General features: G+C 31.5%; 28 protein-coding genes and 1 other RNA gene. 4 read left to right on the top strand and 25 right to left on the bottom strand.

Features of this window, described 5'->3' with window-relative positions:
• Window positions 1-9 precede the first annotated feature (9 nt).
• The 7 genes from ruvC to cysK all read right to left on the bottom strand — a co-directional run bounded on the left by ruvC (window position 10) and on the right by cysK (window position 5807).
• Window positions 10-504 carry a crossover junction endodeoxyribonuclease RuvC gene (gene ruvC, locus ABV008_RS11175; protein WP_352419901.1) on the bottom strand — a complete coding sequence of 165 codons (495 nt, stop codon included), beginning with the start codon at window positions 502-504 and terminating at the stop codon, window positions 10-12.
• Window positions 505-750: 246 nt separating this feature from the next.
• Window positions 751-1386 (bottom strand): BofC C-terminal domain-containing protein, encoded by a 636-nt coding sequence (locus ABV008_RS11170; RefSeq protein WP_352419900.1) that lies wholly within the window; start codon window positions 1384-1386, stop codon window positions 751-753.
• 208 nt (window positions 1387-1594) lie between these two features.
• Window positions 1595-2227, bottom strand: coding sequence for a CBS domain-containing protein (locus ABV008_RS11165; RefSeq protein ID WP_352419899.1), 633 nt, complete (start codon window positions 2225-2227; stop codon window positions 1595-1597).
• Between the two features lie 154 nt (window positions 2228-2381).
• Window positions 2382-3116 carry a hypothetical protein gene (locus ABV008_RS11160; RefSeq protein WP_352419898.1) on the bottom strand — a complete coding sequence of 245 codons (735 nt, stop codon included), beginning with the start codon at window positions 3114-3116 and terminating at the stop codon, window positions 2382-2384.
• 144 nt (window positions 3117-3260) lie between these two features.
• The gene (locus ABV008_RS11155; RefSeq protein ID WP_352419897.1) at window positions 3261-4004 is read right to left on the bottom strand and encodes a YebC/PmpR family DNA-binding transcriptional regulator; all 744 of its coding nucleotides are present in this window, start codon (window positions 4002-4004) and stop codon (window positions 3261-3263) included.
• 104 nt (window positions 4005-4108) lie between these two features.
• Window positions 4109-4828 (bottom strand): NAD(+) synthase, encoded by a 720-nt coding sequence (gene nadE, locus ABV008_RS11150; RefSeq protein WP_352419896.1) that lies wholly within the window; start codon window positions 4826-4828, stop codon window positions 4109-4111.
• 61 nt (window positions 4829-4889) lie between these two features.
• Window positions 4890-5807: a cysteine synthase A gene (gene cysK, locus ABV008_RS11145; protein WP_352419895.1), complete on the bottom strand. Its 918-nt coding sequence runs from the start codon at window positions 5805-5807 to the stop codon at window positions 4890-4892.
• A gap of 151 nt (window positions 5808-5958) precedes the next feature.
• Between cysK and ABV008_RS11140 the strand changes: the two genes are divergently transcribed.
• Both ABV008_RS11140 and ABV008_RS11135 read left to right on the top strand, forming a co-directional pair.
• On the top strand, window positions 5959-6324 hold the full coding sequence (locus tag ABV008_RS11140) for a sulfite exporter TauE/SafE family protein (RefSeq protein ID WP_352419894.1): 366 nt from the start codon (window positions 5959-5961) through the stop codon (window positions 6322-6324).
• On the top strand, window positions 6321-6674 hold the full coding sequence (locus ABV008_RS11135) for a sulfite exporter TauE/SafE family protein (RefSeq protein ID WP_352419893.1): 354 nt from the start codon (window positions 6321-6323) through the stop codon (window positions 6672-6674). Before ABV008_RS11140 ends, ABV008_RS11135 begins: the two co-directional genes overlap by 4 nt.
• 23 nt (window positions 6675-6697) lie before the next feature.
• On the opposite strand, the gene ABV008_RS11130 is transcribed toward ABV008_RS11135, so the two are convergent.
• From ABV008_RS11130 to ABV008_RS11120, 3 genes are all read right to left on the bottom strand, one after another.
• Entirely contained in the window at window positions 6698-7090 is a 393-nt protein-coding gene (locus tag ABV008_RS11130; protein WP_352419892.1) for a CoA-binding protein, read from the bottom strand.
• Between the two features lie 66 nt (window positions 7091-7156).
• Window positions 7157-7804 carry a YigZ family protein gene (locus ABV008_RS11125; protein WP_352419891.1) on the bottom strand — a complete coding sequence of 216 codons (648 nt, stop codon included), beginning with the start codon at window positions 7802-7804 and terminating at the stop codon, window positions 7157-7159.
• 73 nt (window positions 7805-7877) lie between these two features.
• Entirely contained in the window at window positions 7878-8312 is a 435-nt protein-coding gene (locus ABV008_RS11120) for an NUDIX hydrolase (RefSeq protein WP_352419890.1), read from the bottom strand.
• Between the two features lie 178 nt (window positions 8313-8490).
• Between ABV008_RS11120 and ABV008_RS11115 the strand changes: the two genes are divergently transcribed.
• Window positions 8491-8946 carry a DUF3189 family protein gene (locus tag ABV008_RS11115; protein WP_352419889.1) on the top strand — a complete coding sequence of 152 codons (456 nt, stop codon included), beginning with the start codon at window positions 8491-8493 and terminating at the stop codon, window positions 8944-8946.
• Here the strand turns inward: ABV008_RS11115 and hflX are convergent, their stop codons facing one another.
• Window positions 8947-10239, bottom strand: coding sequence for a GTPase HflX (hflX, locus tag ABV008_RS11110; protein ID WP_352419888.1), 1293 nt, complete (start codon window positions 10237-10239; stop codon window positions 8947-8949).
• A 98-nt stretch (window positions 10240-10337) separates the two neighbouring features.
• Window positions 10338-10985, bottom strand: coding sequence for a sporulation protein YunB (gene yunB / locus ABV008_RS11105; protein ID WP_352419887.1), 648 nt, complete (start codon window positions 10983-10985; stop codon window positions 10338-10340).
• Window positions 10986-11317: 332 nt separating this feature from the next.
• Here yunB and ABV008_RS11100 point away from each other — a divergent pair, with 332 nt between their 5' ends.
• A complete protein-coding gene (locus tag ABV008_RS11100; RefSeq protein WP_352419886.1) occupies window positions 11318-14263 on the top strand; it encodes a penicillin-binding protein 1A in 2946 nt (981 codons plus the stop codon).
• A gap of 53 nt (window positions 14264-14316) precedes the next feature.
• Here ABV008_RS11100 and spoVAEA read toward each other — a convergent pair whose 3' ends face one another.
• The 13 genes from spoVAEA to rnpB form a co-directional block, all read right to left on the bottom strand.
• The gene (gene spoVAEA / locus ABV008_RS11095) at window positions 14317-14874 is read right to left on the bottom strand and encodes a stage V sporulation protein SpoVABEA (RefSeq protein ID WP_352419885.1); all 558 of its coding nucleotides are present in this window, start codon (window positions 14872-14874) and stop codon (window positions 14317-14319) included.
• A gap of 12 nt (window positions 14875-14886) precedes the next feature.
• Entirely contained in the window at window positions 14887-15243 is a 357-nt protein-coding gene (gene spoVAE / locus ABV008_RS11090) for a stage V sporulation protein AE (protein ID WP_352419884.1), read from the bottom strand.
• Window positions 15244-15255: 12 nt separating this feature from the next.
• Window positions 15256-16272 (bottom strand): stage V sporulation protein AD, encoded by a 1017-nt coding sequence (spoVAD, locus tag ABV008_RS11085; RefSeq protein ID WP_352419883.1) that lies wholly within the window; start codon window positions 16270-16272, stop codon window positions 15256-15258.
• Between the two features lie 12 nt (window positions 16273-16284).
• The gene (gene spoVAC, locus ABV008_RS11080; protein WP_352419882.1) at window positions 16285-16728 is read right to left on the bottom strand and encodes a stage V sporulation protein AC; all 444 of its coding nucleotides are present in this window, start codon (window positions 16726-16728) and stop codon (window positions 16285-16287) included.
• A 183-nt stretch (window positions 16729-16911) separates the two neighbouring features.
• Window positions 16912-17334, bottom strand: coding sequence for a stage V sporulation protein AB (locus tag ABV008_RS11075; RefSeq protein WP_352419881.1), 423 nt, complete (start codon window positions 17332-17334; stop codon window positions 16912-16914).
• A gap of 19 nt (window positions 17335-17353) precedes the next feature.
• Window positions 17354-17962 (bottom strand): stage V sporulation protein AA, encoded by a 609-nt coding sequence (locus ABV008_RS11070; protein WP_352419983.1) that lies wholly within the window; start codon window positions 17960-17962, stop codon window positions 17354-17356.
• Window positions 17963-17977: 15 nt separating this feature from the next.
• Window positions 17978-18118, bottom strand: a complete 141-nt coding sequence (locus ABV008_RS11065) for a hypothetical protein (RefSeq protein WP_352419880.1) — start codon at window positions 18116-18118, stop codon at window positions 17978-17980.
• A gap of 81 nt (window positions 18119-18199) precedes the next feature.
• Window positions 18200-18967 (bottom strand): RNA polymerase sporulation sigma factor SigF, encoded by a 768-nt coding sequence (gene sigF, locus ABV008_RS11060; RefSeq protein WP_352419879.1) that lies wholly within the window; start codon window positions 18965-18967, stop codon window positions 18200-18202.
• A 5-nt stretch (window positions 18968-18972) separates the two neighbouring features.
• Window positions 18973-19410, bottom strand: coding sequence for an anti-sigma F factor (gene spoIIAB / locus ABV008_RS11055; protein ID WP_352419878.1), 438 nt, complete (start codon window positions 19408-19410; stop codon window positions 18973-18975).
• A 16-nt stretch (window positions 19411-19426) separates the two neighbouring features.
• A complete protein-coding gene (gene spoIIAA / locus ABV008_RS11050; protein ID WP_352419877.1) occupies window positions 19427-19762 on the bottom strand; it encodes an anti-sigma F factor antagonist in 336 nt (111 codons plus the stop codon).
• 218 nt (window positions 19763-19980) lie between these two features.
• Window positions 19981-20832, bottom strand: a complete 852-nt coding sequence (locus ABV008_RS11045; protein ID WP_352419876.1) for a bifunctional 5,10-methylenetetrahydrofolate dehydrogenase/5,10-methenyltetrahydrofolate cyclohydrolase — start codon at window positions 20830-20832, stop codon at window positions 19981-19983.
• Window positions 20833-21038: 206 nt separating this feature from the next.
• Window positions 21039-22088: a C40 family peptidase gene (locus tag ABV008_RS11040; RefSeq protein ID WP_352419875.1), complete on the bottom strand. Its 1050-nt coding sequence runs from the start codon at window positions 22086-22088 to the stop codon at window positions 21039-21041.
• Window positions 22089-22248: 160 nt separating this feature from the next.
• Window positions 22249-22587: RNase P RNA component class A (gene rnpB / locus ABV008_RS11035), an RNA gene on the bottom strand.
• Window positions 22588-22624: the final 37 nt, after the last annotated feature.

The following is a 22624-nucleotide window of genomic DNA, read 5'->3' as shown; positions in this document are numbered from 1 at the left end:
AGATCACCTCTATTTCATTTTAAACAAGTCTCTAAAATTACCAGAATGCGCATGGCAAATAGCAACTGCAAGAGCATCAGCAACATCATCTGGTTTTGGTATCTTATCTAAATTTAGTAGTATTTTAACCATTTCTTGAATCTGTCTTTTGTCTGCTCTACCATATCCTACTACACCCTGCTTTACTTGGAGAGGTGTGTATTCATATACTTCAATGCCTTTATTCACTGCAGCTAGGATTTGAGCTCCTCTCGCTTGTCCAATTGTTATAGCAGTTTTTACATTCTTATTAAAAAAAAGTTCTTCTATTGCAAGAGCATCTGGTTTATGTTTATCTAAAAGCAAAGAAATCTCATCATATACTATCTTCAATCTAGTTGGAAAATTATTTCCATTTGTAGTTTGTACTGATCCATAATCAATCACTCTAAATTTATTGCCTTTATATTCTAGAACCCCATATCCTACTATAGCTATTCCTGGATCTATCCCAAATATTACCACATTTATCAGCTCCAATCATTATATAAACATAATTCGATATAATTCTCGTAAATCCTTTAGATATTTATTTTATCATATATGTTTTTAATAGAAGCTTCAATCAAAACTTTTTTAAAGAGTCATCTATCGAAGTGCAGTATAGAAAAGACATATTAATTAGTCTACATTTCACTATGCTTTGCAAAAAAATAAAGTCAGGACAAAGAAAATCTTAATCCCAACTTATTGTTATGCTTTTTTCTGTTGTCAACTTATATAATTTTCAAGAACTTCCGAAAGTTCTTCTTTGCTATCTGTGATAATACCTTTTATTAACTTTTCCTGATCTATTTCTTTTAGTAAAGATATGGGGGCATCATTATAAACTCGGTCTATTACCTTTTCTCCATTTACATCTATTTTAAAAACAGCTATTTTACCATCCTTTTCTCCTATTACATAATGATTTTGACACAAATGATTTTTTACTATTAATACCACTACTTTATCATGAGAAAATTCTTCTACTTTCCACTTTGGATGGTTATTTTTTATAAATTCTTCGAAGCTTTCCTTTGTCATATTTACCATGTGTTTCTCTGGCTCAGAAGTAACCACGGTTTCATGATTACATTCTGTATAATAAGTTATATACTCTATAATAGTATTTGGTCCTATTTGTTCTTCATTTAATAAACTTGCTTCATAATCATCATGGTCATCTGTACTTAATTTATCTTTTTCTGTATCTCCTAATTTTGTCGGGGTGATTTTTGTATTTTCTATTGGTGGATTTGGTTTTTCGTTTGCTTTTTTTAACCCTATATAGTACCCCGAAAACATACTAACTGCAGTAATTCCAAATAAAAGCAATATAATTGAAACCATAGATATTCTTTTCATAATATCCCTCCTACACTATCTAATTAGATATTTTTCCCAAAACGGAAAAAAATATACACTTTCCTGAAGATAGTGTAGTAAAAAAGGCTTCCATCGAAGCGTAATAAGGTAGCCTTTTTTTGAAACTCGTTGACGGAAAGTTCAAAAAATAAAAAAGACAAATATTGAACTTTCCTACTAGTTATAACTAACCTGCATTATATGCAGGTTAGTTATTCACTCCAGATACTTTGAAACCAGCTTTTTCAATTTTATCAATAAGTTCTTCTACATCAGTCATATTTACTCTTATAACAACTTTATATACATCCATAACCTTTGCATCCATAACAGCAAAATTAGCAATATTTACATTAGATTTCCGTATAGTCTCAGTCAGTTTCGCTATTTGTCCTGGAATATCATATACATTTATGGTTATTCTAGTACCTTCATTAAAACCAAAAATATCAGAAAAAGCATTAAAGATTGAACTATGAGTTAATATTCCAATAAAATTATCCTTATCATCTAGTACTGGAAGAAAAGGAGTTCTAAATTCATTTAATAAATATGAAGCATTTTCAATAAAAACATTATCATTAATTGTTTTTACATCAGTTTTACACAAATCTTTAACCTTAGTTTCTTTTAGATATTTTTCTTTATCTGTATAACCCTCTTCAAAGTAACGCCTAAAAATAGTTTCTTTCATTAAAATGCCTACAAATTTATCCCCATTTAATACTGGCAAAGATAAAAAATCCCCTTTAGTAATTTTATCTAAAGCATCACTTATACTATCTTCTACTTGAAGCATTACAAGCTTATCTTTTGATAAAACATGATTTTTAACATACATGAAAACTCCCCCTTATTTAACATATATTAAGAAAATTTAATATAGTTATTCAACAATTATCTCATAAATCCTTCTATATCTTCTAAATAATTATTACCCTGCATTTTACTTTATTAACAAATATTTAAAAATGTTATATTCCCTTAGTTTTCTATTAGTAATACATTCCCAAAACTTTATCATTTAAGGCATACCAATACGCTTCTTTGTATATGATTTTCATTTTTTTAATTAATGAATTAACTATAGAAAGATATACTTTATCTACTTCTTCGTCTTGTAAATAATGCTTCTCCTCCTCAATTCTTATATCATGAAAGTCAAAGTCCATTCTAAGTTGTTTATTTATGTACTTATCTAGTTCAACAATTTTTTTCTTAATAACCTTGTTAGTAAAAGTATATACTAATGTTTCGATAAATCTATCTCTTTTCTCTCTATTGTCTATCTCTCTTTTGCATCTTCTTTTTAAATCACTTATTAACTTATCAGAGATATTAAAATGAAAAAGATGAGTTCTTCGATATAATTCTTCTAAGCCATAAAAATCTAAAGCTTTTTTTTCAAGAATATTTGCCCATTTTTTATTAGTAAAGCCGTGCTTATAGCCCTCCAAATAAAAACAGAGCTCTAGTCTATTAATATCCTCATGTATGATATCACTCAAGCTTCTAGATATAATCTCATTGTCGTCCCTGTTCATTAATACATATTTAATTTTCTTTTTGATATCATTCTTACTCATGTACTTTGGATATATACTAGATATATTTTCTTCTAAATCATATAAAGCTAGAAGGATATAGATTGAATTAATATCGTTACCAAACAGAAACTTATCTCTTAAACCTCTATACATATCTGGTGTTTTAACTGACAAAGCTTCCATATGACAATCCCTCCCACTAGCAATTATTACCATAAAGATGACTGTTATAACACTTAACTAGCATATTTTGCTCTTTACTAGACAAAAACACTCTCATTATTATATAACGACATATGAGAGTGTTTTTTTTATAATCATTTCTACTTATATATCCAAATCTTCTGGCATATCCCAATTATGGAATACTTCTTGAACATCGTCACTATCTTCAAGTGCATCTATTAGTTTTACCATATTCTTTATGTCTTTTTCTTCTTCAAGTTTTGTTTCATTTTGAGGAAGGTAAGTTACTTCAGAAGTTGAGAAATTATATCCTTCTTCTTTCAATGATTCCTTCACCTGTTCATAGCTTTCTGGAGCAGTAATTATCTCAAAGTATTCATCTTCTGCACTAAAATCATCTGCTCCTGCATCTATAGCCTTAAGCATTAACTCATCTTCATCCACTTCTTTATCTCTGTTTACAATTAAAAGCCCTTTTCTATCAAACATCCATGAAACACAACCTGTAGAGCCTAAATTACCTCCAAATTTATCAAATGCATGTCTTACATCAGAAGCTGTACGATTTCTATTATCTGTTAAACATTCAACAAAAACAGCAACACCACCTGGTCCATATCCTTCATAAGTAATCTCTTCAAAATTAGCACCATCAAGATCGCCAGAGCCTTTTTTGATTGCTCTTTCGATATTATCATTAGGCATATTTTCCTCTTTGGCTTTTTCGATTGCATTTTTTAAATTATTATTATACTCCGGGTCAGGTCCTCCTTCTTTAACTGCTACAGTTATATATCTAGCAAGTTTAGTAAATAATTTTCCTCTCTGGGCATCTGCTTTTCCTTTTTTATGCTTTATTGTTGACCATTTAGAATGTCCTGACATTTTTCAAACCTCCTTAATTATTAACAAATATATTTTAACACAAAGATGTTGGTGTATCAATTTCCTTTATCATAAAAATAGAGTAAAGATTATAATCTTTACTCTTATCTAATGTACATAAGCGGAAACCTTCTTTTATGCTCACTTCTCTTATACATTTTTTCAATTTTTTCTTTTATGTTTTGGTCTGCTTCTCCAGTTTTAATATAGCCATCTAATTCCTTATAGCTAAAGCCCATTTCTTTTTCATCAGTCTGATCTTCCCATAGTCCAGCAGTTGGGGTCTTGTTGATTATTAAGTCAGGAATTTTTAAATACCTAGCTAGTTCAAATACTTCTTCTTTTAAAAGATCTACTATTGGTAATATATCTACACCACTATCACCATGCTTAGTGAAGTATCCAACAGTAAATTCACTTTTATTGCTTGTTCCGGCTACTAAATATTTTTTTACCTGTGCATAGTAATATAGAGTAGTCATTCTAAATCTTGGTTTGATATTTGATAAAGCTAAAATATTCTGAGTACTAGTATCTAACTCACTCAAAAATAAATCATATACATTAGTCAAATCTACTTTTTTAGTTTCAATATCTAATGCTTTAGCAACCAGTCTAGCATGTTCCTCGTCTTCGGGGTTACTATGACATGGCAAAATAATTCCAAGAGCGTCATCTGGGAATGCTTTTTTCGCTAAAGCTGCTACAACAGCTGAATCAATTCCACCACTAAGTCCAAAAACTAAACCCCCTGAACCTGATTCCTTTACTGTGTCTCTTAACCAATTAACAATTTCACTGCATAGGTTTTGTATATTGCTCATATGTTTACCTCCAGATTGTTATCAAAAACAATATAGCATATTTTAGCAAACTAAGCAAATACTATTCGAATATACCTGTACTAAGATATCTCTCTCCACTATCAGGAGCAATAACTACTACTTTTTTACCTTTTCCTAGTTCTTTAGCTTTTTTTACGGCGACAAATACAGCAGCACCTGAAGATATTCCTAATAATAAGCCTTCTTCTCTTGCTAACCTTCTAGTCATTGTAATTGCATCTTCATCTTTAACTCTTTCTATCTCATCTATTATACTTGTGTCGAGGACCTCAGGTATAAAGCCTGCACCTATACCTTGAATTTTATGGGAACTAGGAGTTCCACCCGATAATACTGGTGAGCTGTCAGGCTCAACAGCAACTATTTTAATTTTCCCAAACTTGCCTTTTAATACTTTGCCTGCACCAGATATTGTTCCTCCAGTCCCTACACCTGCAACAAAGGCATCTATATTTCCTTCTACTTGCTTTAGAATTTCAATTGCTGTTGTTTCCATATGTTTTGCAGGATTATGAGGATTTTCAAACTGCTGAGGCAAAAAATAATTGTCATTTCTATTAACAAGTTCTACTGCTTTCTCTATTGCACCCTTCATTCCTCTCACTCCTGGTGTTAATACAAGCTCAGCACCATATGCTTTGAACAAATTCCTTCTCTCTATACTCATAGTATCAGGCATTACTAGCATAACTCTATAACCTTTAGCAGCACCTACCATAGCTAAACCAATACCCGTATTTCCACTTGTTGGTTCAACTATAACAGAGCCTTTATTTAATTTGCCTTCATTCTCAGCTTTTTCTATCATATTTAATGCTATCCTATCTTTCACACTACTCCCTGGATTAAAATACTCTAGCTTTACTAGTACTTCTGCACAGCTATGATCAACTACTCTATTTAGCCTTACTATTGGTGTATCTCCAATTAATTCCGTAATATAATTTACAATTTTCATTGCAACCTCCTAATTCCTAGTATTCCTATATGTTTTTAAGTATATTATCATCTTTTACCTCTGTCAAGTGAATAAGTACGAACTTTTTGGAAAAAGTAATATCTATATATTAAGATTACGTATAATATCAATTTTTATTCTAGGTGATTAGATGAATAACAAAAAAAATAAAGCTAAAATACTATCAATTGGTCTCATTATAGGATTAGTAAATGGTCTATTTGGTTCAGGAGGAGGAACAATTGCTGTACCTGCACTAGTTTTTATGCTTGGCTTGAGTCAACATAAAGCTCATGCAACAGCTATTAGTATTATATTCCCATTATCTTTTGTAAGCACTATTTTGTACTTTAGACATGGAGTATTAAACTTAAAGGTGGCAATAATAGTAACACTTGGAGGAATCATAGGAAGCTATATTGGCGCAAAAAATCTAACTAAAGTACCAAGTAATATTCTAAGAAAAGTATTTGGACTTTTTATGATAATAACAGCTATAAGGATGATTTTAATATGAAATTATTTTTTATTGGTTTACTATCAGGCGTAATAAGTGGAATGGGTATAGGTGGAGGAACAATCTTAATCCCGGGATTAATAATTTTTTCTAATCTTAATCAGCATCAAGCGCAAGGAGTTAATCTTACTGTGTTTATACCCATAGCCACTGTTGCCTTATTAACACACAAAAAAGAAAAAAATATTGACTTGAAAACTGCAGTGCCAATTATTGTTACTGGAGTAATCGGAGCTTTTATTGGCTCATCTGTTGCAATGAAAATGACTCCATCTTTTTTAAGAAAGTTTTTCTCAATATTTCTTTTTATTATGGGAACTTATGAAATCTTTGGAAAAGCAAAAAAATAGTCTCCATAATAAGGAGACCTTAATTATCCTAACTCTACTAAAACACATACATTATATGCGATAATAAATCCTAATTCTTTCGCTTTTAAAACTACTTCTTCATTGGCAGCACCTGGTTGACACCAAAGATATTGTACTCCCATTTCCTTGGCTATAGGTAGTAAATCCAAAATAGCTGTAGGAGGTATTATAAAGTTTATTACATCTGGTTTTTTAGGAAGTTCATTTAATGATTTATAGCATCTTTGCCCGTCTATCTCTTTATAATTTGGATTTATAGGATAAGTTTCATATTCAAGCTGTTCTAACTTTTTCCATACCTTATATCCATATTTATCTTTATTTACAGAAGCTCCTACCACCGCCCAGGTCTTTTTGTCTAGCATTTCTTTTTTTAGTTCATTACAGCTTTTCATTTACTTTCCTCCTGTTTTTCTAATATATACCCAGGTAGTTTTAAAGATTAACTCTTTAATTCATTTTTATATTATCAAGTTATTATCTTTTACAGAATAATATTCTTCATCAAGTTCTATATAAGTCATCCTTGAGCTTGTAAGTTCTGTAATAACACTGATTAAATTATCAAATTTGTTAGTTTCACATAATATAACTATGTTTACTGCATCATCATAAACTACATCAGTAATTATATATTTTAGTCTCAAAAGTTCATTTTCTAATTTTCCATAAAGAGTATAATCGATCCTAACTTTTATTTTTCTGAACAATATTTTATCTACTATGAGTCCAGCCTCGAGACCTATCTTAGCCCCCTTTGTATAAGCTCTTACTAAACCGCCTGCACCTAGCTTAACACCACCAAAGTATCTTGTAACTACTACAACTATATTTCTTAATTCCTCTTTCTTAATAACTTCTAATACAGGAATTCCTGCGGTTCCACTTGGTTCACCATCATCACTATATCTTTGAATATTACTATGTTCACCAAAAACATATGCATAAACATTATGAGTAGCATCTTTATGCTTTGTTTTTATTTCCTGTATAAAACCTATTGCTTCATCTTCGCTTGAAATAGGTTTTGCATACCCGATAAATCTTGATTTATTTATAGTTATCTCATCAGAACCAAAACTATGTATTGTTCTATACTTTATAAGCATTATGCACCACCTCCACTTCATAGTTAGATTATAGCATTTTTAAATAAAAAAAATAAAGGGTAGATAACTACCCTTATACTAAAATTGCTTCCTTCTCCTTTAATTTTAAAAACTTTCTATATGAAAGGCTAACTAAAGACTTGTCTTGACTGTATGTTATCATGTCGATAGCTTCATCAATGCTATAGAATCCTGCATCTAATATACCATAATCCTCATTTATGAAAAAATTCATGTCTTTAGACTCCATGATAAACCATGTTATTTCATTGCATACCGGTTTTTGCCTAGAAAAAGAATAAAATTCGTAACTGGTTTCTCCGGCTGTAGATATAATCTCCACATCAAGCCCTGCTTCCTCTTTGACACGCTCGATTGCTGTCTCTGAAGCTAAGAAACCGTCACGAATTTTACCTTTTGGTAGAACCCATTCACTTTTATCGTTTTGCATAATGAAAACTTTATCGTCATGAAAAACCACACCGCCTGCACAACTTCTAAAAATCATGGCGAACGCCTCCCTTCTTCTTATTATATTCATAATACAACAAGTTCTAAAAAATTTCAATACTTTTCAGAAAATTTCATATTTACTTAATATTAATATAACTAAATTTTAATCATTTATTCATAAATAACACTACTTTGGGAAAAATAATTTTTGACTAGTCAGCTGAGGTGAATTTATGATTGTAATATATCATTGCGTAGGAGGAGCTCATTCCTCTGTTTTAGCAGCGTCAATACATTTAGGTTTGCTCCCAGTAGATAGAAAGCCAACAAAAGAAGATATTCTAAATATCCCTTTCTTTGATACTTTATCTAAGCAGGAGCAAGGTAAAATATTAATGAAAGGTATTGATGAACATGGAAACAATGTATTTACACTAAGCAGGCAGTTCGTTCCTAGATTAAAATTACCTGCAATTAAAGACGCATATCAATTAGGTGGAGGTAAATTAAGCGATCTACTCTTATTAAACACTATGGAACCAGTTAACTGGTTAATGAAATTTGGAGGTTTTTCTTCCAGAAGGCTACATTTTGTAGCCTTTGGAAGACCGATAGCAGCATATGGGGCAGCAAAAGTCTATGATAAAATTGCACAAATAGTAGCTAGTACAAAGAAGATAATCAACTAGTTAATTATCTTCTTCTATAACAAATCTTTTGAACTTTTCATACTCAATAGAATCTAATATAGTAGTAATTTGTGTTCCCCTTTCTTTATATTCGTGCTTTAATACCTTTGTTTTATCGAATATATAAGTTGACAAACTACCTTCTGAATAAGGTATTAATAAATCCACCTCATAAAACTTCTGAGGCAAATTATCTTGAATCATTTGAAGCAATAGAGCCATATTATATCCTGTTTTAGCTGATAAAGTAATAGTTGGTCCTAAAACATCAATAATAACTTCGTTTTCTGTAGCGTCGGCCTTATTAAAAATAGTAATCATCGGCTTATCTAGAACATCTAAGTCTTTTAGTATGCTAAGCGTAGTCTTTACTTGAATATTTAAATCTTGATTAGTCATATCAACAACATGTAATAGTAAATCAGCATACTTTACTTCTTCAAGGGTTCCTTTAAAAGCCTCAATTAGTTTTGTTGGCAGTTGACTAACAAATCCAACAGTATCAGTTACTAGGAAACTTTGACCATTTGGAAGTACGCTTTTTCTAAGAGTTGTATCCAATGTTGCAAACAGCATGTTTTTTGCTAATACTTTTTTATCTTCACTATACTCTTCATCAAGCCTAATAAGGCTGTTTAACAAAGTAGATTTTCCTGCATTAGTATAGCCTACTAAGGCAACTATTGGTATCTCTGAATTCTGCCTTTTTTTTCTTTTTATCATCCTTACGTTCTCTAGCTCTTTTAGCTCTTTCTCAATATCACTTATGCGTCGAAAAATATGTCTTCTATCAGTCTCAAGCTTTTGTTCCCCAGGTCCCCTGGTCCCTATACCTCCTCCAGTTCTAGATAATTGATTTCCTAGGCCAATTAATCTAGGCAGCATATACTTAAGTTGCGCAAGTTCAACCTGTAACCGTCCTTCTTTACTGGTTGCCCTTTTTGCAAATATGTCTAATATAAGGTTTGTTCTGTCTATTATCTTTCTATTCAACACTGCCTCTAGATTTCTGATTTGAGCTCCTGTAAGCTCATTATTAAATACTACTGTGTCAATATCTAATTCGTCACAACACAAAGCGATTTCTTGAGCCTTTCCTTTTCCAATAAAATATGCAGAATCAATTCTATCTCTGTTTTGAACTATATGACTTATTACTACTCCTCCAGCAGCATGAACTAATTCCTTTAATTCATTCATAGAACTGTCAATGTCAATATCAGTTTTCCTATCTAAATCAACTCCAACAATAAGTACTTTTTCTTGTTTGTCAGTTTTTTGATTATCGTACATTGCTTCACCTCAGTAAGAGTATTTTTTACTCATATTTTAACTTCAATTATATATAATAACAGTATTATAATTCAAGTTTTATAATATTTATTACTTTTTTATTTCACAACATTTGGGACTTCTTCTTCTGGTATGAAAATATAACTCTCTGGTACTTCTCCAACTATAATAGTTTCTGCAACTGGTATATTAGTTACAATTCTTATAACTTCTGAAGCCAAGGGTACTATAACCCTCACATCTGTAATTATAACCAGATATACCTTATGTATAGTTTGATTTATACCAGATTCAATAAACTCGGTAGTAAAATCAACAGTGACTGTCCCTTGAGGTACTATAGTAATATTAATATTAGGTCCTTTAAATAATTGGGAATTTAGAGCGTTACCTATAGGAATTTTTACTTGTTTTGTCGCCACATTTCTAATGTTTTCTTGAACCTCCAATGCTACATCAGAAGCTATACTGTTCATCATAATTGTATTTGCTTGCATCATGGTAACTTTACCTTCTCTATCAAAATTAACAAATATAAGATCTTTATATTTTATATCATCTTTAATCTTGTTTTTAACCGCTTCATTTATTGCTTGAGTAGCAATTTTTCTTGCTTGAACTTCTGAAATTGCAAGGACAGTAGGCTTAATATTTTTATCTACCCATACAAAACCATATATAGATAAAACCAAAATAATAACTACAATTGCAAATACTTTTTTCTTTTTGTTTCTTCTCCTTCTCAAAAAAACACCCCTCCTATAATATATGTATTGATATTGAAATGTTTATACTAATTATTTATTAATAAATCAATTATTGATAAGTCGTTTTTTTACATACCTTGTACATATAATGAATGAAAGCCACCAAATTATGGTATACTTCTAATGTATTAGTCAAATTTATCAATTCAATGTGCTTAGTTAATATTTTATTTATATCAATTAGCACTTATTATCCAAAACATATGTTCTTTTTTTTACTATTTTGATTAACAAAAGACTAATATTGTGGTATAATTTCTATGATATAGGTTCATGTTAGTTTCCTTCACCTATACTTAAGGAGGTTAGTTATGACACAGGAAAATTCAAGTAAAGATAATAGAAAGAAAAAGAAGAATAATAAAAAGAGTAAACTAAGTGTTTTTAGACTTATTATAGTATTTTTCTTATTGTTTGGCTTCATAGCTGCTGGAATTGTAGGGGGATACGTACTAGCAGTTGTAAAAACTGCTCCTGATATTGATCCAACAAATATTGACGATTTACTACATCAAAGCTCCTATATACTTGATGAAAAAGGTAATGTAATTGAAAAATTACTTACAGAACAAAATAGGACTTCAGTGACTTTAGATAAGATACCTGAGAATCTTCAAAATGCTTTCATTGCTATTGAGGATGAAAGATTTAGTGATCATATAGGAGTTGATTTTAGAGGTATAGTGAGCGCTTTAGTAGATGATATTAAAGCAGGTTCTGCTGCTAGAGGTGCAAGCACTATAACTCAGCAGTTAGCTAGAAATCTATATTTATCAAACGAAAAGAAGCTGGAACGAAAGATTAAAGAAGCTTATTTGGCAATTCAAATTGAGAAACAGCTTACAAAAGACCAAATACTGGAAGCTTATCTTAATAGAATTTATCTTGGCCAAGGAGCGTATGGAGTACAAGAAGCTGCACAAACATACTTTTCTAAAGATGTAGGAGAGCTCACTTTAGCTGAATGTGCATTAATAGCTGGAATAACTAAAAATCCTAATAGTCTACCTCCCTACAAGTTATATCTACCAGATGATGTTGATAGTGATGATGAAGTAGTAGGACAAGTAGATATCTTAGGCACTAGATATACAGCAGTGTTTAATAGTGAACCTATTAACAGACAAAGAACAATTTTAAGTAAGATGTTAGAGTTAGGTTATATTAATAAATCAGAATATGAAGAAGCAAAGAATGAAGATATTAAAGGCGCCATTAAACCTGGCAAGAGAGAGCTAATGGGAATATCATCTTATTTTTCAGATTATGTAAAAACACAAGTATTAAACGACTTAATTGAAAAAGCCGGATATACAAAAGATGAAGCTGAAAAAGAGCTTTATACTGGTGGTTTAAAAATTTACTCTACTATGGATTTAAATATGCAGCAAAAGATTGAAAAAGCTTATGAACAATTTGGAGAGATACTTGTTTCAGGAGACTTAAATAAAATTAAAGGACCTATTCTTGTTGACTGGTCTGTTGATAAAAGACAGAATATTATCGGTGACGATAAGAAAGTTGTTCTTTATAAACAATCTAATTTAATTGATGAAGATGGAAACCTTATTATTGAAGCTGGAACTTATAACTTTACAGATGAAGGAAACCTAGTTGTTAAGAACAAAAAACTAAATATTTATCCGAAGACAATTGATATTGAAGATTATTATACAATAGATGATAAGAAAAATCTTGTTAAGCATGTTGTAGGTTCTTTAGCACTTGCAATGGATAATTATGATGTTAGTGATAAAAAAGAGCTTATTATTAAGAGTTCTTATCTAAATAATAACAAGAATTTTTACAGGGTTAATACTGACGGCACACTTTTAATAAATCCAAAATACTTCCAAAATAACGATAAGGTAGGAATCGTTCAACCACAGTCTGCAACAGTTGTTATAGATTACAATACAGGTGAGATAAAAGCATTAGTAGGAGGAAGGGATATAGATGGAAGTAGACTTTTTAACAGAGCACTTTCACAACGTCAACCAGGTTCTGTAATAAAACCTTTAGCAGTTTATCTTCCTGCATTAGATAATGGATTTACTGCAGCAGATACAATTGATGATATACCTCACTATGACCATAACGGAAATCTATGGCCTAAGAACTGGTACTCAGGTTATCGTGGTCTAATGTCATTAAGGGAATCTGTAGAACAGTCAGTAAACGTAAACTCAGTCAAAATGTTAAGTAACATTGGCATTGATGTATCAAAAGAATACCTAGCAAAAATGGGAATAATTAAAGAAGATGGTAAAGACAGTTTTATAACAAGGCAAGAAAATAAGTTTACTAATGATGAAAATCTATCTGCACTAGGTTTAGGGGGTATGACTAAGGGACTAACACCATTAGAAGTAACTTCTGCTTTTGGTGCAATAGCTAATAACGGTGTAGCTGTAGATCCTATAGCTTATACTAAAGTATTAGATAGATATGATAATGTCATTCTAGAAAATAAGCCAAATAAAACCAAAGTAACTTCGCCTGAAGTCTCTTATATTATGTCTGATATATTAAGAACTACTGTATCAAATGGTATAGCTGGAAGAGCAAAGCTTAGAAACAAAATGCAAATACCTGTAGCTGGTAAAACTGGTACTACACAGGATAAAGGTGATGTATGGTTTGCAGGATATACTCCTTATTACGTTGCTGGAGTCTGGATAGGAAACGATTCTCCACAAATTAAAATGACAAAAGGTAGTTCAATGGCTGCTGAATTTTGGTCATATATTATGACAAGTATTCATGAGGGATATGAACCTAAAAACTTTACTAAACCTGATAATATAGTGACTAGACAAATTTGTAAAATTTCAGGTAAACTTGCAACAGAATTATGCTCTCGTGATCCAAGGGGAAGTACAGTAAGAACTGAGATGTTTGTAAAGGGTACAGAACCTACAGAAGAATGTAATGTTCACGTGGAGGTTGCTATAGATACAAGTACAGGCAAACTATCCTCAGATTATTGTCCTCCGGAGTTAATTGAAAATAAAGTATTTATTAAACGTGAGCCTGCATATAATCCAGAAGAGCACAATGGAATAGTACCAGCTGATTACCAATATACTGTACCTTCTGAAGAATGCGATATTCATACCCAAAGTGAAGTAAATGACCAAGAATGGTTTGACTGGTTTGATTACTGGTTCAATAATGAAGATAATAGCAATAACTCTGAACAAGAACCTAACTCTGATTCTGACTCAGACTCTGACGTGGATTCAAATGACAATTAATATAAATTAATAATATAAAAACTAGAGAGCAACGTTATTTGTTCTCTAGTTTTTTAATTTTTATTATTTCTATTGACTATTTCCTTTAAAGCCTTAGTTATTAATGGAGAGCCTTTAGTATAATTATCTGCGCCATTTATTTTTCCTATATCTCCTATTCCAATAATAATTGGAACTGAAAAGTTATTTAGAACATCTACTGTGTCTCCATATAATATTTTAGTTCTTGTTTCATACCCATTTTTGTCTACAGCATTCTCTACAACTTTTCCTGTATAATCTATAGAAAAATCTACTTCTATCCCTTTTACATTTTCAGTATTAGAGGCTACTGCAATTACTCCTAATACCTCAACATCACTATGATTAAGTAAGTAAGCTAGAACATCCTCACCCTTTCCTTGTCCAGGGTTCCCTATATCATCAACCATTACTACTACAGGATCATATAAAGCTTCACCTACTAATTTTATAATCTCTTCGCCACTTATTGGGGTAGGATTCCCAGCAGATCTTGATATAGACCTTCCACCTATGTTTATTGCAGCTCTTTCAACTGCTTTTTTTGCTAGAGTATCACCATCTGTGACCAAAATTATCTTCCTTTTCATTTCCCCTCCTTATTATTGCTTTGTTTTAGGAGTAAAAATAACTGCCATAATGTAACCAAAGAAAACTGCTGCTGCTACACCTCCAGCAGTTGCTGTTATTCCCCCCGTAAATGCACCTATTATACCATCCTTTTTGACAGCTTCTATAACTCCTTTAGATAATGCGTAACCAAAGCCAGGTAATGGTACTGTAGCCCCTGCTCCGCCAAAATTTACTATGGGTTCATATATTCCTACAGCTGTAAGTATAACACCAGATGTTACAAATAATACGAGTACATGGGCAGGAGTAAGTTTTGTAGTATCCATTATAACTTGACCAATTACGCATATAATTCCTCCCACTATAAAGGCTCTAATATAATCCATAATAATCCTCCTCTATTTCTCAATACTAATAGTTACTGCATGGGCAATTCCAGGTATAGATTCTCCTTGCTGTATAATGGTTGGTGAGAGAAGAGCTCCAGTAGAAACTAGCATAATTCTTTTAAGTTTACCAGTTTTTAGTGCATTATAAAGATACCCTGCAAACACAACAGCGGAACACCCACATCCACTTCCACCAGAGTGGGTATCTTGTCTTTCTGCATCAAATATTTCTATTCCACAATCCATGAAAATTTTTGTTACATCGTATCCTTCCTTAACAATAAGCTCTTCTGCTATTTCTTTTCCTACAGTAGCTAAATCACCAGTTATTATCATGTCATAATTGTCTGGTTTAAAGCCTGTATCCCTAAAATGTTGAATTATAGTATCAGCAGCAGCTGGAGCCATTGCTGGTCCCATATTATTTGCATTACTAATACCAGGATCAATAATCCTTCCTGTAGTTAGGTGCGTTATGTAGGGACCATTTCCTGACGAAGAAAGCACTGATGCACCTGATCCTGTAACGGTCCATTGAGCTGTTGGTGGTCTTTGATTACCATGCTCTAAAGGAAATCTATACTGTCTTTCTGCTGTACTAAAATGGCTTGATGTAACACTTACAACAGTATCTGCAAATCCTCCATCTATAGCCATCGCTCCTAAGGTTAGTGACTCCGTCTTGGTCGAACAAGCTCCATATAGCCCGAAAAAAGGAATTTTCAATTGCCTTGCAGCATAAGATGAAGAAATTATTTGATTTAAAAGGTCTCCACCAAATAAATAATCTACTTGTGAAGGTACCATTTTTGCTTTATTTAAAGCTAACTTAACTGCTTCTTGTTGTAGCTTTGATTCGCATTTCTCCCAACTATCTTCTCCCCATAAATCATCATCTAAAATAAGATCAAAATAGTCTTTTAATGGCCCATCTCCCTCTTTAGGTCCTACTATAGTAGCTGTAGAAATTATTGATGGTGGGTTTTCTAGTACTACAGTCTGTTTTCCTAGTTTTTTCTGTGCCAAATTATAACCTCCCTATTTCTTAAGTAGCAAATAAATAATACCAATAAGTATGGAACTCCCATATCCATATACTAATACTGGTCCTGCTATAACAAACATTTTTGATGCAACTCCAAGTATAAAGCCTTCTCTTTTAAATTCCATTGCAGGAGATACTATTGCATTAGCAAAACCTGTAATGGGAACTATAGAACCTGCTCCAGCTTTTTTTCCAAGTCTATCATATAAACCTAGTCCGGTTAGAAATGCTCCTAGAAATACTAATGTAATAGATGTAGCTGAAGCTACAGATTTTTTGTCTAACCCAGTATTTTTGAAAAAGTTTGTTATTAACTGTCCAAGGTCACTAATTAACCCTCCAACAATAAAAGCCCAAAAACAATTTTTTATGTAGTTAGGCTTGGGCATTTTTTTCTTTACGTATTTATAATAATCTTTTTGGTTTATGCTATCCATTTAATACACCTACCTTATCTAATATTACTTGTTCTTTGATTCAATCGAATTTTGCATATATCATCGTAGTGATGATAATAACTCTCCTTATATCTATTTTTTTTGCTTTCAGTATTTTCAATGAGGCAGGTTAAGCTAAAGTTCTTAAATCTATCCTTCATAAAAACAATCACCTTCCTAAAACTAATGTTTACTAATAATATTCCAACTAAAAAAAGAGCCTACAATTTTCCCCAAAGCAATTGCAATAAGTACAGCTAGAATATATTTTTGAATTCTTACTCTTCGGAATAATACAGGCATAACATTTAATACCTCGGCTAAAGCAGAAGCCAGTAATCCAACAAATATACCTAAAGTAAATCCAACTATTACAAGAAATATTTTTGATTTAATCCCAATCCCCCAGCCAATTAAAGTTAAAAATGAAATTGAAGTTGCTGATAAAGAAATTGAAATCTCGTACAACCCAATTTTATCTGAAGTATCACTAACCTGTGCCATTCTAGGGACAATATCAAGAAGGGTCACAAATGCAGCAGCTGCTGTACCAACTAAAGAACCTCCAGATAGAGCAATCGCACATAAAAATATCTGTTTTATCATAGAACCACCACCATTTGTGCTAATTATGCTTAGTTGTATCTAAAATGTAGTCATCAATATTTTTCTCATACATAAACATTTCAACCTCAAGTGGACTAGGTTCCTTTTTCCATTTTTTCTGAAATAAATGATTAAAAAACACTGTCATGCCTGCACCAATTCCTAAAGAATAAGGTATTAGCAAAATAAGAGGTTTTTGCTTTTCTTCTCCAGTTACCATATGGTATATTATCTGAAGAGATTTATCCATATTAACATCTGCATGAAAATTAACTATAGCTAAACCTGCTCCAAGAAAAAGAATAAAACAAACAAGCGCCGTCTTAAGTATTGAAAACAGCTTCCATTCACTACTTTCTCCTTGTATATTTACTAATATCTCTGTATCACCCATTATTTCTAAATCTATATTTTCGTTGTATTTATGTACTACATTAATTATTTTTAGTGCTGGAATAACATCATTTTTTATTTTTCCAGATATATCATGTACTTCTAGCTCTAATATTTCTTTCTCTATTTTTTTATCAGTACAAAAGATGGAAGCAACATCTTTAATTTTAAGCTTCTGTTCTGGAGCAACAGTGACTTTAGGTTCAGTTTGTAAAAATACTTTTACAGCATTGATAATAAACCACCTCCATTACTCTATATTAATTACTAATTTTGCCCTTTTAGGTTCATCTTTTGCTGAATTATAGTTTTGATAACAAAAATAACTAACAATAATAATAGATAATATAATAAAACAAAACCCTATGAACTTCGCTATTTTAACTTTCATATTGAGTCACTCCACATATCTTATAACTTTATTATTTACTAATAACGTTTTTTTAATGCAAAAAAATAAAGGTATGATTTATCATACCTTAGTTAACATATCCTTCATATCTCTGAGAACTCTCTTTTCAATTCTCGATACCTGAACTTGAGAAATTCCAAGCATGCTTGCAATTTCAGTCTGCGTCTTATCTTTAAAATACCTCATAATAATTATTTGTCTATCTCTTGGCTTTAACTGACCTAAAATCTGTTTAAGAGTTATTTTATCTAATACCTCTACGTCTTCATCTTCACTTGTCATAATTCTATCTATTAAATGTATTGGAGATCCATCATTTTGATGAACTACATCATACAAATAATCAGGTTGAATATTTGACTCTAAAGCCATTACAATGTCTTCTTTATCTACACATATTTCATCAGCTATTTCCTGAATATTTGGCTCTCTTCCAAGTTCTTTGGTAAGTTTTTCTTTTGCAATATTAGCTTTCATAGCAGTTTGCTTTAAAGATCTACTGACTTTTATTATTCCATCATCTCTTAAAAATCTTTTAATTTCTCCAATTATCATTGGGACTGCATATGTAGAAAATTTTACATCATAATTAGTGTCAAATTTTTGAATTGCCTTCAATAGTCCAATGCAACCTAGCTGATATAAGTCCTCAGGTTCATGACCACGATTAACAAATCTTCTTAATACGCTTTTTACTAGACCAAGATTATGGTTTACTAATAAAGTCTGTGCATTATCATCGCCTTGCTGGGCTTTTTTTATTAATTCTATTGTTTCAGAGTGACTTAACAAGCCATAGTTATTTTTTTTAATAGAGCTTGCATTCATACTATCTACTCCTCAGCTTTTACGCTTTTGAAAACTTTCACCATTCTAACCTTGGTTCCTTTTCCTATCTCCGAAAACAACTCTAGTTCATCCATAAATGTTTCCATAACTGTAAAGCCCATTCCTGATCGTTCAAGTTCAGGTTTTGAAGTATAAAATGGTTCTATAGCTTTATTTATATCTTCAATTCCTACTCCTTCATCTTCAACAATAATCTCAATTTTATTACCTTCTATTCTGCATTCAATAATTACTGTTCCAATTATATCTTCGTATCCATGAATTATTGCATTTGTTACAGCTTCAGAGACAGCAGTCTTTATATCTGATAGCTCTTCAATAGTCGGATCTAACTGCGCTGCAAAGGAAGCAACAACAACTCTAGCAAAAGATTCATTCTGTGATTTACTGGGGAACTCTAATCTCATACTATTTTGTATCATATAAACTATCACTCCTTTAGATATTTTCAGGGATATCATCTAAACCATTGTACATTTGCACAATTTTTAGTATACCTGACATTCTGAGTATTTTCTCAACTCTAGAAGATACATTTATTAAATATAACTTCCCACCATTTTCAAATACATTTTTATATCTACCCATTATCAACCCTATTCCTGAACTATCCATAAAATTTAAGTTTTTTAAGTCTAGAACAATGCTCCTTAATCTCTTTTCAAAATATATCTTATCTATCTCCTTTCTGATTTCTTCTGCTGAATGATGATCAAGTTCACCATTGAAATTTACAATAAGTATTTTATCTCTAGTATTAAGCGAAATTCTCAAAAAAATCTCCTCCTCTATTCAGCCAAATATCTAATAAATTATTCTCTAAATGAATCTAGTTTTCCTTCAATGAAAAATGTCTTGTTTTGTTTTTTCATATATTAACTTGAACTTTCTTGTAGAAATTAAAACATTAAATCTTTAATAAAAAAGTGCACCCCCAAATGCTAGTTTTTATGTCTAACATTTGGAATGCACTATCATTAACACTTATAATATTATTTTGTTATGTTTTTGCATGCAATAATTACATGGCTAAGTAGAATAGCTGATGTCACACTCCCTACTCCTCCAGGAACTGGAGTGATGGCTTTTACGTTTTCAACTACATTATCATAGTCTACATCTCCACATATTTTCCCTTCACCAGCGTCGTTAATTCCTACATCTATTACTATACTATTTTCACTAAAATATTCATTGCCAAGCATTCTAGCTTTACCAACAGCTGCAACTACTATGTCAGCATCTGAAGTTACCTTTGGCAAGTTTCTAGTCTTAGAGTGACATATTGTAACTGTTGAGCTCTCACCTAAAAACATCATACTTAGAGGTCTCCCAACTACCATACTTCTATTTATTATAGCCACATTTGCTCCTGCTAATGGTATATTGTAGTATTTTAAAACCTCAATTACAGCCTTTGGAGTACAAGGAACAAAACCATCTAATTCTCCTTCAAATACTTTCTCAAGATTAATAGGATTCATGCAATCAATGTCTTTTCGAGGATCTATTATATTTTTTATAACTTCATAATCAATATGTTTTGGCAAAGGTCTAAACATCAATATACCATGTATACTGCCATCTTCGTTAACTTTTTTTAGTAACTCAACAAATTCATTCATAGGAGTATCAGCCGAAACTTCAAACACACGAACTTGTATACCTACAGATTCGCAATTTTTTATGACACTTTTTTCATAGGAAATATCATCAGCTCTATTTCCCATTCTTATTATACCAAGAGTAGGAATAATATTCTTCTGTTTTAGTAGTTCTGCTTCTTTTTTTATTTTCTCCTTTATTGCCTTTGCTACAGGAGCGCCTTTTAGAATTTCTGCCATATGTAATCCATCCTTTCAAATAGTATATTAAAAAATACAAATTGTAGCCCTATTAAAATATTTATAACACGCATTACCTATTATATTAGCACATTAATGACCTTTTATTCAACTAAAAGCCAAATTACAAACAAAAATAAAAAGCTTTATTAAAATCTATCTACAATTAGACCTTAATAAAACTTCATAAGCAAAGCTAATGTAATTTAATCAACAATAACTCTTCTTGCAGAAACATATCTTTTCTTATAATAAGTAGAATCTATCTCTTCTATTTTAACCTTTTTAGACCCAGTAGAAGCATGTATCATCTTACCTTCACCTATATACAAGCCTACATGAGATATTCCCTTACCACTTGTATTAAAAAATAATAAATCTCCAGTTATTAAATCCTCTTTTTTTATAGGTACTCCGGTACTAGCTTGTGTACTAGAGGAACGTGGTAACTTAATTCCTATTTCTAAAAAAGCAGAGTAGGTTAAACCAGAGCAATCATAACCCTTTTTACCTGTATCTCCATAAACATATGGCTTCCCAATGGCATTATAAGCATATTCAATTACTTTGCTAATATTAGTAACATTTCTTCTATTAAAGGAAGATCTTGATGCCTGAATACTGTCCTTATTAAGTGAAACTAAAAGGGGATTAACAAAAAACTCATTTCCTTCTTCATCTAAAATTATATACTGATTATCTCTAAAATCTTTTATGTACAATAAATCTGCTTTTCTGATATGTAAATATTTGTTTTCGCTATTTTTTACAGTCATTGTAGCTGTAGCAGTTCCATGAGAAATGTTTTCCTTTTCAATATAACCTTCATCTAATGATGAAAGAAAAACGAACCCTTTTTTTTGGTTCTCAGTCTTAAACAATCCAAATTGTCCTTCTAATTTTTCTAAATAAAGAATATCTCCCAATTGTAGTTCTTTAACGGGATTAGAGTTAGGATTAGGTTCTAAATACATAATTGATGGTGTGCTCTTAACTCTATATATTTTAGTTTTTTTTGAAATTAAAAGTAAATCCTGCTTGTCTGCATAATATATATCATTATTTTCATTTATTAGAAATTGATTCTCTTTTTCTTCAGAAATGTATACTCTTGCTCCTTGTGAAAAAGTTGTAACGTTTTCACCATCTTCATCCATTAATATTGCGTTTTTTATAAATACTCCTGTATCTCCAAAAGCTGTACTAGATGCAAACATTAAAGTGGCTACGGTCAACGCAGCAAAACATCTTTTCACTGCTTCTCACATCCCCTCCGTTAGTCTAGAAAAAGTAAGTCTTTAGATAAATAATTAATTATTACTATTATATTATACTGGAAGTTAATTAGCAACAATTTGTTAACATTTTAAAATAAAGAAAACTCAACGCCTTAAAAGCATTGAGTTTTCATAATTTATATCAAGTAAGTCTATAAGCCGAGTTCTGTATTTAATGATCATCTATCTAGACCTATTGTTGCCAATAAGTTCAAGCGACCTACCATTGGGATGACGACGAGCAGCCGTCTTTCCTAGTCCCTACTTGGTCTTGCTCCAGGTGGGGTTTACATAGCAGGCTAGTCGCCTAGCCCCTGGTGAGCTCTTACCTCACCTTTCCACCCTTACCTAATATATTAGGCGGTATCTCTCTGTTGCACTTTCCTTAGGGTTGCCCCCACTGGGTATTACCCAGCACCCTGCTCTATGGAGCTCGGACTTTCCTCATGCATATGCATGCGATCATCTGGCTTACTTGACTATTCAGTTAACATAATATAATATAACATAACAAT

It is taken from the genome of Proteiniborus sp., from assembly GCF_040308045.1.
Lineage (GTDB): Bacteria > Bacillota > Clostridia > Tissierellales > Proteiniboraceae > Proteiniborus.
This window is presented reverse-complemented; position numbering and strand designations above follow the sequence as displayed.